16 protein-coding genes and 1 pseudogene are annotated in these 15786 nt (G+C 34.8%); 15 read left to right on the top strand and 2 right to left on the bottom strand.

The window, feature by feature from the left end; all coding sequences use genetic code 11:
• Positions 1-282: 282 nt before the first annotated feature.
• Positions 283-1338, bottom strand: coding sequence for a peptidoglycan-binding protein (locus ACEN4N_RS05805; RefSeq protein ID WP_407090861.1), 1056 nt, complete (start codon positions 1336-1338; stop codon positions 283-285).
• Between the two features lie 182 nt (positions 1339-1520).
• Between ACEN4N_RS05805 and rlmD (ACEN4N_RS05800) the strand changes: the two genes are divergently transcribed.
• The 10 genes from rlmD (ACEN4N_RS05800) (at position 1521) to ACEN4N_RS05755 (ending at position 10555) form a co-directional block, all read left to right on the top strand.
• Complete coding sequence (gene rlmD / locus ACEN4N_RS05800) at positions 1521-2891, top strand: 23S rRNA (uracil(1939)-C(5))-methyltransferase RlmD (RefSeq protein WP_407093874.1); 1371 nt, start codon at positions 1521-1523, stop codon at positions 2889-2891.
• Between the two features lie 191 nt (positions 2892-3082).
• Positions 3083-3763, top strand: a complete 681-nt coding sequence (locus ACEN4N_RS05795; protein ID WP_138404554.1) for a DUF1538 domain-containing protein — start codon at positions 3083-3085, stop codon at positions 3761-3763.
• Between the two features lie 17 nt (positions 3764-3780).
• The gene (locus ACEN4N_RS05790) at positions 3781-4512 is read left to right on the top strand and encodes a DUF1538 domain-containing protein (protein ID WP_138404553.1); all 732 of its coding nucleotides are present in this window, start codon (positions 3781-3783) and stop codon (positions 4510-4512) included.
• An 11-nt stretch (positions 4513-4523) separates the two neighbouring features.
• Positions 4524-5201 (top strand): hypothetical protein, encoded by a 678-nt coding sequence (locus ACEN4N_RS05785; protein WP_138404552.1) that lies wholly within the window; start codon positions 4524-4526, stop codon positions 5199-5201.
• 11 nt (positions 5202-5212) lie between these two features.
• Positions 5213-5527 carry a P-II family nitrogen regulator gene (locus ACEN4N_RS05780; RefSeq protein ID WP_407093873.1) on the top strand — a complete coding sequence of 105 codons (315 nt, stop codon included), beginning with the start codon at positions 5213-5215 and terminating at the stop codon, positions 5525-5527.
• Positions 5528-5694: 167 nt separating this feature from the next.
• Positions 5695-7098 (top strand): 23S rRNA (uracil(1939)-C(5))-methyltransferase RlmD, encoded by a 1404-nt coding sequence (gene rlmD / locus ACEN4N_RS05775; protein WP_407093872.1) that lies wholly within the window; start codon positions 5695-5697, stop codon positions 7096-7098.
• A gap of 65 nt (positions 7099-7163) precedes the next feature.
• Positions 7164-7295: a hypothetical protein gene (locus ACEN4N_RS05770; protein WP_407093871.1), complete on the top strand. Its 132-nt coding sequence runs from the start codon at positions 7164-7166 to the stop codon at positions 7293-7295.
• Positions 7296-7620: 325 nt separating this feature from the next.
• Positions 7621-8751, top strand: coding sequence for an ATP-binding protein (locus tag ACEN4N_RS05765; protein ID WP_407093870.1), 1131 nt, complete (start codon positions 7621-7623; stop codon positions 8749-8751).
• 119 nt (positions 8752-8870) lie between these two features.
• Complete coding sequence (locus tag ACEN4N_RS05760) at positions 8871-9986, top strand: hypothetical protein (RefSeq protein WP_407093869.1); 1116 nt, start codon at positions 8871-8873, stop codon at positions 9984-9986.
• A 185-nt stretch (positions 9987-10171) separates the two neighbouring features.
• The gene (locus tag ACEN4N_RS05755) at positions 10172-10555 is read left to right on the top strand and encodes a DNA recombinase (protein WP_407093868.1); all 384 of its coding nucleotides are present in this window, start codon (positions 10172-10174) and stop codon (positions 10553-10555) included.
• Positions 10556-10713: 158 nt separating this feature from the next.
• Here ACEN4N_RS05755 and ACEN4N_RS05750 read toward each other — a convergent pair whose 3' ends face one another.
• Positions 10714-11556 (bottom strand): effector binding domain-containing protein, encoded by an 843-nt coding sequence (locus ACEN4N_RS05750; RefSeq protein WP_407093867.1) that lies wholly within the window; start codon positions 11554-11556, stop codon positions 10714-10716.
• Positions 11557-11691: 135 nt separating this feature from the next.
• Here ACEN4N_RS05750 and ACEN4N_RS05745 point away from each other — a divergent pair.
• The 5 genes and pseudogenes from ACEN4N_RS05745 to ACEN4N_RS05725 all read left to right on the top strand — a co-directional run bounded on the left by ACEN4N_RS05745 (position 11692) and on the right by ACEN4N_RS05725 (position 15731).
• Positions 11692-12621, top strand: a pseudogene (locus ACEN4N_RS05745) (DNA repair protein RadC).
• Between the two features lies 1 nt (position 12622).
• On the top strand, positions 12623-13063 hold the full coding sequence (locus ACEN4N_RS05740; protein ID WP_407093866.1) for a hypothetical protein: 441 nt from the start codon (positions 12623-12625) through the stop codon (positions 13061-13063).
• A gap of 849 nt (positions 13064-13912) precedes the next feature.
• Entirely contained in the window at positions 13913-14107 is a 195-nt protein-coding gene (locus ACEN4N_RS05735; RefSeq protein ID WP_407093865.1) for a GNAT family N-acetyltransferase, read from the top strand.
• Positions 14108-14218: 111 nt separating this feature from the next.
• Positions 14219-14647: a DNA recombinase gene (locus ACEN4N_RS05730; RefSeq protein ID WP_407093864.1), complete on the top strand. Its 429-nt coding sequence runs from the start codon at positions 14219-14221 to the stop codon at positions 14645-14647.
• A 97-nt stretch (positions 14648-14744) separates the two neighbouring features.
• Positions 14745-15731 carry a hypothetical protein gene (locus tag ACEN4N_RS05725; protein WP_407093863.1) on the top strand — a complete coding sequence of 329 codons (987 nt, stop codon included), beginning with the start codon at positions 14745-14747 and terminating at the stop codon, positions 15729-15731.
• Positions 15732-15786: the final 55 nt, after the last annotated feature.

Below are 15786 nucleotides of genomic sequence, written 5' to 3'. Positions count from 1 at the left end.
GATGAGACTAAAAAGTTTTTCTTTAGCTTAGAAAATCGATTAAAATATTTTAATTTCGATAAAGTGATCCAAAATTGAAAAATAACGACTAGAATAACTCAATATTTAAAAGTATGAATTATTCAGGAAAATGATAATTTCGACACTTTACCGTTTAAAGCGACACTATGGGAACTCAAAGTATCGCTTTCTACATAATTCCTCCAAAAAATCAGAAACCTCAACAAAAAAACAAGCCCACCTGGGCTTGTCTAATTAGGAAGTTAATCTTATGGCTAATAATTATTGGTTAGCTACGTCTACAATCGCTTGTAAGTAACCTGAAGTATCAGCTAAAGTTGAACCTGATACAACATCAGCAACGTTTCCTTCTTCGCCTAAGTCTTGTAACTCAGCAACCGCTTCTTCTAATTCAGCCGTAGTTTTACCAGCAGCGAATTGAGTAATTGCTTGTAAGTTTTCTGCGTATGGAACAGTTGATCCAGCAATGTCAGTCATTAATTGAGAGTATGCTTCAGAGTTTTCTAATTTAGAAACTAAAGTCACTCCTTCAGCGATACCTTCACCAAATGGAGCGTCCGCGTTTGGAACACCTGACCATTGATCACCTTCAACAAATTGGAACTCGTCTAAAGCAGCAGCAACAACTTTATCACCATCTACTGCTGTAGTAACGATTGCGAATGATTGGTCACCATGTGGTGCAGCTACGGCTTGTTTTAATTCTAAATTAGCAGCATCTGCTTCAGCACCAGTGAATTCAGTACCTTCGTTAGCAGCGTCAATGATGGCTTGTAAGTAACCAGCTGAGTCAGCTAAAGTTGCACCTGATACTACGTCAGAAACATTTCCATCTTCACCTAAATCATTTAAAGCAGTAATGCCTTCTTCGATTTCAGCAACAGTTTTGCCTTTAGCAAAGTCTTCGATAGCGTTTAAGTTATCTTCATAAGTAACAGTTGAATCAGCCTTATCAGCCATCATAGCAGAGTAGCCTTCACTGTCCGCACGTTTACTGATTAAAGTTACACCGTCAGCGAAACCTTCACCAAATGTAGCATCTGCGTTTGGAACACCAGTCCATTGATCACCTTCAACAAATTGGAATTCATCGATTTGTGCGTCAACAACGACATCACCTTGCATTGCCACAACAACAGAAGCAAATGATTTGTCACCGTGAGGAGCTAAGTAAGCCACTTTTAAAGTTGTTGTTTCTTGAGCTTGAACGGCAACTATCTCAGCAAAAGGTGTTGCATTGTTCACCGGTGAACTAATAGCTAATGCAAGCGAACTTGCTGTTAATAACACTAATGGTAGTAATGATTTCTTTTTCATTTTAAATCCCCCTTGTTTCTTTGAGTATATAGTAGCACGTCTTGTGATTACATGCACGTATTTTTTAACATTTCGAATAAAATAATTTAATGACTTGAATTCTTCCTCATTTAATACTAATTAGGAATAATGGCTAGGTTTTGATAAAATGGGTAAGACATTGAAATTGGAGGAAATAAAAAATGGCAAACAAAGTACCATTTAAGAAAAATGACACGTTCACCGGAACGGTCGAAGACATAACATCACAAGGGCAAGGCGTTGTAAAACTTGATCATTATCCATTCTTTATCGAAGGGGCGATTACAGGCGAAGTTGTTAAATTCAAAGCGATGAAAGTCGGTAAGACTTACGGGTTTGGACGCTTACTTGAAATTATTGAAGAGAGTCCAGAGCGCGTGGAGATGACTGATGCTATCGGACGTCAAATCGGGACAATGACACTGCAACATATGAGCTACGACGCTCAATTAGCATACAAAGAACAACAAGTTAAATCAGCTTACGAACGTATTGGCCACTTTGAAGATGCAGAGATCCGTCCCGTACTAGGTATGGAAAATCCATGGGAATACCGTAACAAAGCACAAATCCCAGTGAGAGAAATCAATGGCCAACTAGAAACAGGCTTCTTTAGAAGAAACTCACATGATTTAGTGCCAGTTGAAAACTTCTTTATTCAACATAAAGAAATTGATGAAGCTATCTTAATTGTGAGAGATATCTTAAGACGATTCCATGTGCCTGCTTATAATGAAAAGAATCATACAGGAATTATCCGTCATGTAGTTGTAAGACGGGGACATTATAGCGGTCAAGTGATGGTGACACTTGTAACGAATAAACGTAAGATGCCTAACGAAGAAATCATCGTCGATGCGATTGCGGAAGAAGTACCAAATATCGCAAGTATTGTACAAAACGTGCAAACGAAACGTACGAATGTCATTCTAGGTCGTCAAAGTTTAGTATTATGGGGCCAACCTTATATTGAAGATTCAATGTTAGGTTTAACTTTTAGAATCTCATCTAAATCTTTCTACCAAGTGAATACACCCCAAGCAGAAGTTCTATACAAAACTGCGATTGATGCAGCGGACTTACAAGGGAATGAGACTGTTCTGGATGCGTATTCTGGAATCGGAACAATCGGTTTATCACTCGCTCAACATGCGAAACAAGTGTATGGGATGGATATTGTGGATGAAGCCGTTGAAATGGCTAAGCAAAATGCGAAGTTAAACGGCATTAAAAATGCAGCCTTCGAAGTCGGAAGTGCAGAAGAATGGCTACCAAAATGGAACGAAGCAGGCATTAAATTTGATGTTATCGTTGTGGACCCACCACGTAAAGGTTTAGATCAAGTCTTTGTGGATGCAGTGATTGAACAACAACCTGAAAAGATTGTTTATGTTAGCTGTAATCCAGCAACTCAAGCGAGAGATGCACGATTATTCGCAGATGCGGGTTATGACTTACAATTTGTCCAACCGGTTGATTTATTTGGACAAACGACACACGTTGAAGCCGTTGCCTTATTTACAAAAGCATAATTTATATTTGAAAGAAGTCTGTGAGAACGGGCTTCTTTTTATTTGGCATCATTTGAAAAAAATGCTAAATAACGCTTAAAATGTTACTATATTATTAGTACAAATTATTTCGATAATTTTTTGAAAAGGAGGAGATTATACTGGGTCGATTAATAGATAACTTTAAAGAAACGTCATCTTCCTTACTACCAATGGTTGGTGTCGTACTTTTAATTCAATTTATATTGCAGCCGGTAGCTTGGTTAACGATACTTCGATTTATTATTGGTGTCGTTTTTTTATTAATAGGGTTACCGCTGTTCTTAGTTGGTGTCGATATGAGTATTGAGAAGATGGGTGACTTATTCAGTCACTACTTAATTAAACATCCGAAGAAAGTGATTGCGATGATTGGTATATTTGGTTTAGGATTCATTTCAAGTATTGCTGAACCGGATCTAACTATCTTAGGGATTCAAGTCGATACGATGACTAGTGGAGCGATTGCTGAACAAATCTTTGTTATGGCAGTATCTGTAGGTGTAGGGGCGATGCTTGCTTTTGGGGTGTACCGAATTATAAAAGACTTTAACTTACGTCATAGCTTTACAATTATCTACATATTAATAGGTATCTTATGCTTATTCTCAACGTCTGAATTTATTGCGATTGCCTTTGACGCTTCAGGTTCTACAACTGGTTCGATTACCGTACCGTTTATCCTAGCGTTTGGTGCGGGTGCCGCAAGCCAGTCTCGTCAAGCAGATGATACTGGTGCGGACAGTTTCGGTTTACTTGGAATTGTGTCAACCGGAGCGATCTTCGCAGTTATATTATATGGGGCTTTAGCTGGGTTTATTCGCTGTCCGCAGGTGGTGCGGATACCCAAGTAGCGATTGATAATTCAACGATGGCGATGGATTTTGTCTTAGAATTATGGCCGTCGATAGTTAATTCACTAATTGCGATTGGACCTTTAGTCATTGTATTCCTCATTCTAGTTTCGACAAAGCAAGTGAAAGTATCTAAGCGACGCTTACAGAGTATGTTGCTTGGTGTCGGATTAATTTTAGTTGGCTTAAGTCTTTTCTTAACGGGAGTGAACCAAGGCTTCCTAAGTGTTGCTTCTGAAATGGGATACGCCTTAGCAGAACAATATAATGTTTGGATCATCTTGCTTGTTGGTGGAATCGTTGGGATGGTAAGTATATTAGCTGAGCCATCCGTCCATGTCCTAAATGTCCAAATTCTTGATGAAACAGCAGGAATGATTCCACAAAGTTTAGTGACTTTCTGTCTTTCTATTGGTGTCGGATTATCGGTTGTATTATCTCTACTTCGTGTTACACTACCAGGGTTAGAAATTTGGCATATTTTATTACCACTCGTTGTGACAGTTCTTATCTTACAATATATCGCATCAGATTTATTTGTTGGGATTGCCTTTGACTCGGGAGGAGTCGCGGCTGGGACAATGACCGCAACTTTTATCTTGCCATTTACCCAAGGGGTAGCCAACTTTGTACCGACAGCTGATAGTGTCACAGACGGTTTTGGGGTGATTGCGATTGTATCTTTAACACCGATTGTTATCGTACAACTTGTTGGAATATTTTATGACTATCAAGTGAAACAAAAATAGGAGGACGAACATTGGTTAATACTGAAGAATTTAGTAGTGAGTTTTACCTTATTACGATTATTGCCAAAGTTAAACTGGCAGACAGAATTGATGATATATTTCATAAACAGGGGACGAGTGGAGCAACGACTTACTTAGCTGCTTGTTATGATGAAGATGATCGCCAAAGTATTCTAGATATACAAGGTCAGCGAAAAGAAATTATTATAAAAGCAACGCATAAAGACAATTTAGATAAAGTAATTGAACATGTTGAAAGTCGCTATCCTCAAAAAGAGAACGGCGAAAGCTTCCTATTTGTTACGCGTCTAGCCGGCTTAGCAGGTCTAGAAGACTACGGTGATATTGAAGAGAATTCATCATTTAATGATGTCGAAGCCGCAGTAAAATCCCCTTATAAAATGGTAACAGTGATTTGTGACCATGGTGAGGGTGAGGATTATATCGATGCGACTCAAAGAACTGATATCTTACAACATGCTTTAATTAAAGGACATGGTTCCGCTAGATTATCTGATAACTTTGAAGGACGTTATTTCCAACCGGAAAAAGACATTGTCATGCAAATTGTACAAAGTGAAAATGTCCAAGGGGTGCACGAATTTGCGAAAGCATATGAAGGTATTCAATTCGGTGAAGCCGGAGCGATTGCTTTTACCCGTGACATCGTTTATCTGTATCGCTTTTAGGAGGGGATAATATGTGGTATTTAATCTATGCAGTCGTTCCTAGCGGGAAGGCTGGAGAAGTCATTCGACTTGCAGAGCAAGAAGGTTCACAAGGTGGAACTGTGATTCACGGAAAAGGGATCGGAAGAAAGCCTAAGCGTTTCTTAAATTTTGAGGTGGAACCGATGCGAGAAATTATTTGGATTATTGTTGAAAAAGATAAATATAAAGAAGTCAGCCAAATCATATTCCAAGATATGGACTTAGACAAAGAAGGTAACGGAATTCTATTTGTAGAACCTTTAAGTGAAGTTCATGGTTTGGTGAACCAATTACCAAGTGAATAATTTTAAATGAGGCATCCTTAACGGGATGCTTTTTGTATGGATAAACTACTAAAAAATATGCACTTAAATTTACTTAAAAGATAGACACAACGGCTACATATGATAAACTAGGGAATATTGTAATAATACACAGGCTTTTGTATAAATAATAATATTGAGGTGATTCAATGAGAAAAGGCGATTACCCAACAGAAGTGTTGGATGTAGAAATCGATTATGTAGATTCAAAAGGACGTGGCTTCGTTCACTATACCCATGCACCAGATAGAGGCTCAAACGGTAAAACGTTAAAAATCATAACGTCGAATGTAGTTCCAGGTGATGTGGTTCGAGTAACAGTTGATAATGCGAAAGGTCGTTACAAGGCAGTTGTTCCCTATGATAAGTTATTGAAACCAGGTCCAACACGTAACTTAGATATGCCAACTCACTTTGATGTGTCAGGTGCAGCGCCACTGCAATATATGAAATACCCTGATCAATTGGAGTTTAAGGCGAATATTGTCAAAGAATCTCTAGAGCAGGCTGGCTTTGATACAGCGTTAATCCAACCAATTATTGGTATGGATGAACCAAACCGTTACCGTAATAAGATGGAATTATCTTTCGGACAAACCGGAGAACTAGGTATGCACCAACAAGGAAATTACCGTAAAGTTATTGATTTAAATGATTCAGTTATTGCTCCAAAGGTGATGATTGAAGTAAAGCACATTGTGAGCCAATGGCAGAAAGATTATGATTTTAAAGGCTACGATAAAGACGCACATACAGGGCTTTTACGTAACTTGATGATGCGAACTTCTTTTGAAACGGGTGAATTAATGGTGGTAGTCTATGCGACAGAAAAACCCGAAGCACATCCAGAAGCTGTAAAAGACTTAACAGACCGCTTAAGCGAAGCTTTCCCAAGCTTAGCCAGTCTAGTTTGGATTGAGTATACAAATATCTCTGGGCGTATTCAATCAGAAGAGTCCTTTACTTTATATGGACGCGATTATATCTACGATGAATTAGGTGGCTACCGCTACCGTATCTGGCATGATACATTCTTCCAACCGAACCCAGTTCAAGCTGAGAAAATGGTGGACTATGCCCTTGAGATGGCTGATGTGAATGATGATATGCGCGTCCTTGACCTATTCTGTGGGGTAGGAACATTCAGTTTACCTTTTGCGAAACGCAGTAAAGAATTAGCTGGAATTGAAATTGTTGAAACTTCAATTGAGTCAGCGAAACGTAATGCGAAAGATAATGGCTTAGACAATACTTTCTTCATGGCGAGTGACGCTCGACGCGGAATGAAAGAACTCCCAGAAATTTGGGGCCAACCAGACTTATTACTGTTAGATCCACCAAGAAGTGGTGCCGGCGGGAAAGTGATGCGAAGCATTGGAAGACTTGGAACGGATAAAGTTATCTATGTCTCATGTAATCCAAAAAGCTTAGCTGAAGACTTAGTTTGGTTAAGAGACTTTGGTTATGAATTGAAGACGGTTCAACCGATTGACCAGTTTCCGCATACACCTCATGTGGAGTGTGTAGTATTGATGTCAAGGGTCGATAAGTAAGAGTGTAAGCGGTATTAGAGACGATTAATGAGTTCATAGGAGATAAAGGTAACTACTTGAAAGTTTTGGAGAAAAATATTACCCAAGTTCTTAATAACAAATACGATGAAACAGCGGAAGATGTTGATAATCAGTTACACGATATACAAAAGCAGTTATATCAATTTGCGAATCAGAAAGAAGATTATGACGCATAGCAGAGCGAATATTTAAACTTCGAGAACGGAAGCAGCAACTTTTAATAGAAAATGCGACGAATGAGGAGAAACGCAGGCGACTATCGGATATTAAAGCTTTACTAAAAACACAGCATATCAAACTTGAAGATTACGATGAAAGTTTAGTTAATCGATTAGTGGCGGGTGTCGTTATTAAAGATAGAGTTATTGAAGTGGAGTTGAAAACCGGGGATTGTATTACCAAAGAAAAATATGAGAGACAGAGAGCTATGGGGAAGTGACGTATAGTTCTCTCTTTTTTTATAGTATAATGGTATAAAATTATTGAATGGGGTAAAAAGTTTTGGAAAAAAAGGGTTTATCAAAACTTCTAAAAGGTTTACTTGGGAGAGGTAAAGAAGGAAGTTATTGGGATTTTAAAGAAGAGTATTCTGGGAAGATTTCTGACCTAGTAAAGGATATAGTTTGTTTTGCTAACACTGTTCATAATCTTGACTGCTATATTATTTTTGGGGTCTCAGACGAGTTAGAAGTAGTAGGTGTAGAAGGAAAGAATAGAGTTAAGCAAGCCGATATCATTGATAAATTATCTAAAATGCATTTTGCTGGAGATAATGTCCCTTCAGTTGAACTAGAGACAATTTTTTTAGAATATAAAGAAATTGATATATTAATAATTAAGGATAATGTTTATACACCAATCTATTTAAAGCAAAATGATGGAGAAATGTTGCGAGGTTGTATTTACTCCAGAGAAGGAGATAGAAATACACCAAATAAAGGAAATTCGGATATTAATTCAATTGAAGGATTGTGGAAGAAAAGATTGGGATTGACCAAACCTCCATTAGATTATTTCTATGATAGGTTAACTTTTAAAGAAGAATGGAATGGAATGGATAATTTTTTTTATAATATTTATCGGCCAGAATACACGGTTGTAGTTAATGATGGGGATTATGACGGTAAAGATGAATTCTATTTTTATGTAATGACTAATCCCAGTGGTGGATTCAGTGATTTAGAACTTAGATATAATGGTACTGTGCTCGATTATTATCAACTTGCTATTTTAGATAGTGGCCAATTGAGAATACCTATTCCTGAATGGGGATATATACATAGTCAAGAATATAAAACAAATGTAACAATTAGGTACAAATATTTTATAAAATCTAGCAATCGGTATGCTCTTATAAAATTTTTAATTGATGAATCGGATGAAGAAGAACTGATTGCTTTTGATGATTTAAAGAATATAGTGATATTTTTTGAGACAGAAGAAGAAAAACACCGCTTTGAACAATATATATTCTTTAATCAACAGTCTATAATAGAACATGTTGCTAAAATGGATACTTATGATTATATTGCAACAGGAGATACTCATTTGGATGAGATTTATAAACTTAGATTAAATACTGGAAATTATTTTGTTGAAATCTATAACAAATGGAGAATGGGAATGGACTAATGTCCGGTAATACACATTTTTATTACATCATAAACAGATGTATTTTATTAATGTTAATTATAACTGATTCTCTACGTTTAAAATTTCTGGAGCAAGTGAAGGCTAATGGAGGGTGGAAAATGAATAATAGGGAAAATTTAAAAAAAGATTTGATAAGAGATACTGTAGAAAACTATAAGGTTTGTTTAAGAATAGTAAAAAGTAGTCCCAAAATAGTCTCAATGGTTTCTCTGCAGTATCTTCCATATCTTAGTCTAAATGTACTTGATATGATTGGAGAGTTTAAATTAAATGATGTAGATAAACATTACGATCTAAGAAATGCAAAATTTTCTCAACTACTTCATGCAAGCAGAAATGTATTAAAAACAGGAACAGATAATCATAAATATAATAAAGTATTAAAAAATTTAGAGCATAGTATTAAAACTAATTACGAAAATCTGACAAAGGATTATAATTTTATTCAGAGACTTGGTATTAAAATAGTCGGACAGAAAGATTTAGCAGTTTTTTCTTATAATGGCATCCCTTTTTTAAATAATATTCAACATGAGCAGTTTATCAATCAATTTAGAGCTCAGCAAAATGAAATATCTAGCGAAGATATTATTAACTTTTCGTCTAGTGTTACAAATATAATGACTTTATTTTTAAAAACTATAATTTCTACCGATGAAATTCTTGATAGTTGTAAAAGTGTTATTGAAGAACCTGAAATTCATTTTGACATGAATGACTATTTCTTATATGAAGAAACTAGATCAGATTTATTTCTGAATAAGCTAAGTAGAGAACAGAATACTTTTTTATTTAATTTACTTTGTCAAGTAAATACTGTGAAGTTTATTTATCCTGAAGTATTAAAATTAAAAGGAAATACAATGCTCAGATTTAAATATATAGTCTACTTAACACTAGTGAAAGGAATATGGATTTATAACCAAGAGAATAATTTAACCATATCTATTAAAGAATTAATTAACTCTTCAGACAATTTGTTCAAAGATGATAAGAATAGGAAAAATTTTAGAAATAATATATTTCATTATGATATCCCTAAAAATGCACAATATAGAGAAAATGTTATTGACACTTTAGTAGAGCATTACTTAGGAATAGAGAATAGTGAGTTTGAAAAACATGTAGATTATTGTTTTGAAATTTTCTTGAAAGAAGTCAATATTATATTATTTGGTGAACAGAAAATATTTAGAGGCTCGAACGTATCTTAATGTTTTTGTTTGGTTATAATTAGTCATTCAAACCACACTTCCAGCACATAATTATCAATTGATACGTTGTCGACATGCCATGTGGAGTGTGTAGTATTGATGTCAAGGGTCGATAAGTAAGAGTGTAAGCGGTATTAGAGGCGATTAATGAGTTCATAGGAGATAAAGGTAACTACTTGAAAGTTTTGGAGAAAAATATTACCCAAGTTCTTAATAACAAATACGATGAAACAGCGGAAGATGTTGATAATCAGTTACACGATTTACAAAAGCAGTTATATCAATTTGCAAATCAGAAAGAAGATTATGAACGCATAGCAGAGCGAATATTTAAACTTCGAGAAAGGAAACAGCAACTTTTAATTGAGAATGCGACGAATGAGGAGAAACGCAGGCGACTATCGGATATTAAAGCTTTACTAAAAACACAGCATATCAAACTTGAAGATTACGATGAAAGTTTAGTTAATCGATTAGTGGCGGGTGTCGTTATTAAAGATAGAGTTATTGAAGTGGAGTTGAAAACCGGGGATTGTATTACCAAAGAAAAATATGAGAGACAGAAATAAAGAGAATGAGTATGAAATTATTGTGAAAAAATTAATGAGATGGGGGACTCTAATAATAGAAAGTGGTAATGGAATTTTATTTCATTTGTATTTGGAAGTTAACTATAAGAATAAATGGAGCAAAATAGCGTTTCGTTTCCTCATATAAGAACAAAACGCTATAAATTAATTTTTTCAATTGGAATCCAAAGTTGCATCGGAAAGTTCGTATCATCTGTGAATTTATTCGGGTAATATTCTAAATCAAACTTTCCTATATAGGTGTAACCACTCTCAGGTAAAAACTTGTTCAATATATAATTCCAAGCATGATATAGTGACTCTGGAAATCGGCCAAAACATGGTATGATGGCAAAAGTTGTGGATGGGATTAAGGTCACTTGTAGAGGTAGGTGATTAACTAACTCTGGATTTTTGATTTCCCATCCGGCCATATAAGTTAATGTACCATTGTTATTAATCCCGTAGGATACTCCGAAGCTATTACCAGTGCTAACTTTAATTAATTTATTTACCAAATTAGATTCAGTTAACTGTCTCCATAGCTTTGAAATTTCAGGACTATTAGCCGATGTATTAATTGAAAGACCAGCGACATAAAAATCGGGTAATGTGATGATTTCTAAAGGTAACTCTTTCCCACCTTGGATTGTTATTGACAACTCCAATTTATCAATAAACCTAAAGGATGCACCTTTACGTACTGCTGAAGGCGTATTTTCGTGAAATTTCTTAAATGCAGTCGTGAAAGCTTCGTGAGTTTCATAGCCATACTTCAGAGCGATTTCAAGTACGCTAAACTTAGAATGTTGTAGGTCAAAGGCAGCTTTAGATAATTTTCGTTTTCTGATGTATTCTGAAGTCGTCATATTAAAGATTACTGGGAAAATACGCTGCAAAGTACTATTTGTTAAAGATAAACCTTTACAGAGCTGATTGTAATCGATTTCGTAATCTAGATTTTCTTCAATTCGGTTGATGACTTGTACCAAATCATTCATAAAAACACTCCCTTCTTAATAATTTTATCACTGTCAAAATTTCTTGTAAATCCCTAAAATCTCGTACAAAGAATGATAAGAAAAAATTTATGCATACTATTAAACTATGATATATCAAAACAAGGAGGTAAGAGTATGGATTTATTTTACGGAGATATACCCTTATGTTACACGAAATCACTTGCAATGGCTTTGAGTTCTTATGGGTACAATATCTATCCAGAATACTTAGAAGGTATAATGGTCATGGGCAATGGTGCGAGTATCGTTAGCAACGATTCTAAACACCCTCTGGTATTCTTTGATAATGGATTGCCAGATGTGTCAATAAGTAATAGTTTAAGAATCTTGGGTTTTACTTACAAGGAGTTTTTCACAAATAGCCTGAATAATATCCAGGTGAATGAAATAAAGGAAAAACTAAAATACCTTTTAACTTATGGATCAGTTGTTGCTGGCCCAATAGATATGGGATATTTAACGTATAACCCTAACTCAATTAATCTAAGTGGTGTTGACCATTTTGTATCAATTTATGATGTGGACGAAGAGTTCGTTTATTTACATGATCCTGCCGGTTATCCATGTATGAAAATAGTATTCAAAGAATTTATTGAAGCTTGGAAAGCTAATTTGATAGATTACAAACGCGGTTCGTTTTCAATGTGGGGTAAGTTCAAAAAAGTTAAAACTCCCAACTCTGAAAAAATATTTCATGAAGTATCCTTAATAATGAAAAAGCGATACCAAAAAGGTGAAAACAATGTTATAGAAAAATTCGCCCATGCAGTAAGAGATAATGGACTGAATCAAGAATAAAAACAAATTCTTCAGTTTTTTAGTTTTCGATTGGCTTCTGCCAGGAATTTGTATATAAGTAAGTTCTTGAAAAGTCATGATTCAAATAAATCAAAAATTAAAGAACAATTGGCTGAATTATTTGGACAAGCACACTTATCTACACTTAAAGAAGATTATTTTAATTTAGCACATACACTTGAAGAAATTGCTCAACTTGATGAAGAATTTAAGGCATTATGTTTACAAATTGAAGGAGAAGATTAGTATGGATAATAACATGAAAATTGATATAGGGACTTTACAAAGAGTCGTCATAGATAAAATGAACTTATTTTATATGGAGGTACCAAATAACCCTGAGACCCAAAAAAAAGCCTGGCCATTATTTGAAGCACATTTCCCTTCCTTAACCGGCAGAAAAATGTTTGGTTTAGATTATGATGAAAATAAAGTATATAGAGTTTGTTCCGTAGTCCTTGAAAGTGATCGAGATGATACATATGGTTTAAACCAATTTGAGTTTGAGGGCGGAAATTATTTAAGGTTAAGACTTAAATATGATGTGCCCGAACTTTATGAGAAGATTAGCCCTGCATATGATTTTCTTTTCAGTCAATATGGGGGTCATATTAATTGGTCACTTCCAATGATAGAACACTATAAATCTAAGAATATTTTAGATATAATGATTCCTATTAATGAATGATGAAATTAACTAATGTTATATAGTCGAGATATTAATTTAATTCGATATTTTTCACCTTAAATACAGTGAAGCAGTATGTTTATTAACAAAAATTTTCAGCGGCGCAATTAACAATTAGTTCTGCCAATAAACGAATCCGAAGAAGCTAAGCATATTGGAGTGAGCTGAGTGGCTAAAGTCGTGAAGTTTTGATGTTAATAAATATATAAAAATTGCTTGAAGTAATAATTACGCAATTCGTGAGTTTTGAGATAGAGCAGGAACTTGGAAACGTAGTTAAGACTCAAAATTAAGAGAGACATTTAGTTATGCTGGGTGCTGCAAAACTAAATGTCTCTTTCATTCTTTAATAAGAATGTATCTTTGTTCTAAATTAGGATGAAAATGTTTACTAAATCATGCATTAATCTATTCGGTTGTTTTTTTGTAAGTAAAATTTGAATTATAAAAATTCATAAGTACGATCTAATCAGACCAATCAAAGTAATTAAAATTATTATAATTTTACTATTAAGGGGAATGGTTTATTAAATTAAATACTGAAAGAATGACCTAGAGATTCTTCCAAAAACAAAATCTAAAAGATGTATTCGACTTCTATAAAGATAAAGAGGAATGCAAATATTTATTGCATGAACCATGAGAAGAGGGTACTTCAATAGAGTTATTTAATGAGAAACTGAATAATAATGAACTAAACGAAGAAAAGATGTTGAATATAGCATGTGAACTTAAGGGGAAAGTTATAGGAGAAATCTCTGTTTGGTATACTGTTATGAGAAATACGGTAGAGATTGGGTTTGTTTTCAATCCAGTATACTCAGGTAGAGACAATGTAGGTGAAGCAGTATGGTATATTTATTTTCAGAACATCTTGTTCATCGAATCCAAGCGGTACTAGATGCAAGGAATTTAGCCTCTACGAAGCTTTGTAAGCGATTGAATATGCCACAAGAAGCTCACTTCATTCAAGATTTCTGGAGTAAAGGTGAATGGACGGACAGTTATGTCTATACAATGTTGGTATCTGAACATATTGTCTAGATAATATCTAAACCACACCCCAATCTAATAATTATCAATTAATACGTGCCCAACATGACATGTTGAGTGTGTAGTATTGATGTCAAGGGTCGATAAGTAAGAGTGTAAGCAGTGTTAGAGGCGATTAATGAGTTCATAGGAGATAAAGGTAACTACTTGAAAGTTTTGGAGAAAAATATTACCCAAGTTCTTAATAACAAATATGATGAGACAGTAGAAGATGTTGATAATCAGTTACACGATTTACAAAAGCAATTATATCAATTTGCAAATCAGAAAGAAGACTATGAACGCATAGCAGAGCGAATATTTAAACTTCGAGAAAGGAAACAGCAACTTTTAATTGAGAATGCGACGAATGAGGAGAAACGTAGGCGACTATCGGATATCAAAGCTTTACTAAAAACTCAGCATATAAAACTTGAAGATTATGATGAAAGTTTAGTTAATCGATTAGTGGCGGGTGTCGTTATTAAAGAAGAGGTCATCAATGTTGAGTTGAAAACAGACGATATTTTCACTATCGAAAAAATAAGATAGACAGAGAGCTATGGGGAATGACGTATAGTTCTCTGTCTTTCTTTTTGTTATAATTTAATAGAATAATAAAAGAATGAAATAATAATGGGAGTTAGTTATGAGTGTATATTTTGTATATCAAGGAATAACTTATGATGATCAACGGGCTGGTGGATTTGTGTGGTCACCTAAGTTAAATAAAGCTGGACATAAGAATCAAGGTTTTACTACCATGACCTTGATACGAAAAGATGATTTTATTCTTCATTGTGTAAATGGCCAAGTGAAATCTATAAGCATTGCTCAGACCGACTGTTTTGATGGTGCCAGACCCGATTATTTAAGTGTAGAAGATGCTCCATGGGCGGAGGATGGTTATCAAGTTGACACTGTTTATACAAATCTAGATCAGCCGTTGTCTATTCGAGAACATAGAGAATGGTTAGCAGAGAAACCGAAACAAAATAGTGCCTTTACTAAAGCTGGGACGGGAAAACAGCAATATATGTGTCCGTTAGATGACGAACATGCAATTTATTTATTAGACCAAGCGATTAATATTCAGACTTCTGAGGATACAGTTAGGGTACTCCGAGATGCCCTAGAGGATATTATCGGAGAAATAGATTCAGAGTATGATTCTGTCGAAAAACAAGCTATTGATAATTTAGTAGAAAAAGAGACTGGAACAGTACCAGAATGGACTGGTGAGAAAAAGCCTCAAGAAATGACTACAGCTTCTTCTAAAGAAAGAGAGAGACCTAAGAGAAATCCTAAAGTAGCTGTTGATGTATTACAAAGAGCAGACTTTAGATGTGAATATAATACCAATGATCGAATATTTGAAAGAAAAAATGGAAAAGGTTATACCGAACCACATCACTTAATTCCAATTAGTAAATATCGTGACTTTGATTATGAAAAGTGTAGTTTGGATACTATGGAGAACATTGTTTCTTTATGTAGCCACTGTCATAACTTACTACATTATGGGAAGCTAGAAGATAAAATTCCTGTTTTGGATAAATTATATGATGAAAGAAAAGAAGCTTTAGAGCGAGTAGGACTAGGAATTACTTTTGAGGAGTTAAAAGAATATTATTAGTCACTGTAATGGCTAATTTACTAAGTGTACCCACTTCATTAAGAAAAGAGGTTGG

The organism is Ruoffia sp. FAM 20857, from assembly GCF_045528645.1.
Lineage (GTDB): Bacteria > Bacillota > Bacilli > Lactobacillales > Aerococcaceae > Ruoffia > Ruoffia halotolerans.
This window is presented reverse-complemented; position numbering and strand designations above follow the sequence as displayed.

What these genes read in the sequence shown, in the direction of transcription:
- rlmD (WP_407093872.1), top strand. Translation starts at nt 5,695, where the DNA reads ATGAGAAAAGGCGATTACCCAACAGAAGTGTTGGATGTAGAAATCGAT.
- ACEN4N_RS05805 (WP_407090861.1), bottom strand. Translation starts at nt 1,338, where the DNA reads ATGAAAAAGAAATCATTACTACCATTAGTGTTATTAACAGCAAGTTCG.
- rlmD (WP_407093874.1), top strand. Translation starts at nt 1,521, where the DNA reads ATGGCAAACAAAGTACCATTTAAGAAAAATGACACGTTCACCGGAACG.
- ACEN4N_RS05790 (WP_138404553.1), top strand. Translation starts at nt 3,781, where the DNA reads ATGGCGATGGATTTTGTCTTAGAATTATGGCCGTCGATAGTTAATTCA.
- ACEN4N_RS05760 (WP_407093869.1), top strand. Translation starts at nt 8,871, where the DNA reads ATGAATAATAGGGAAAATTTAAAAAAAGATTTGATAAGAGATACTGTA.
- ACEN4N_RS05780 (WP_407093873.1), top strand. Translation starts at nt 5,213, where the DNA reads ATGTGGTATTTAATCTATGCAGTCGTTCCTAGCGGGAAGGCTGGAGAA.
- ACEN4N_RS05795 (WP_138404554.1), top strand. Translation starts at nt 3,083, where the DNA reads ATGGTTGGTGTCGTACTTTTAATTCAATTTATATTGCAGCCGGTAGCT.
- ACEN4N_RS05725 (WP_407093863.1), top strand. Translation starts at nt 14,745, where the DNA reads ATGAGTGTATATTTTGTATATCAAGGAATAACTTATGATGATCAACGG.
- ACEN4N_RS05750 (WP_407093867.1), bottom strand. Translation starts at nt 11,556, where the DNA reads ATGAATGATTTGGTACAAGTCATCAACCGAATTGAAGAAAATCTAGAT.
- ACEN4N_RS05735 (WP_407093865.1), top strand. Translation starts at nt 13,913, where the DNA reads ATGGTATATTTATTTTCAGAACATCTTGTTCATCGAATCCAAGCGGTA.
- ACEN4N_RS05740 (WP_407093866.1), top strand. Translation starts at nt 12,623, where the DNA reads ATGGATAATAACATGAAAATTGATATAGGGACTTTACAAAGAGTCGTC.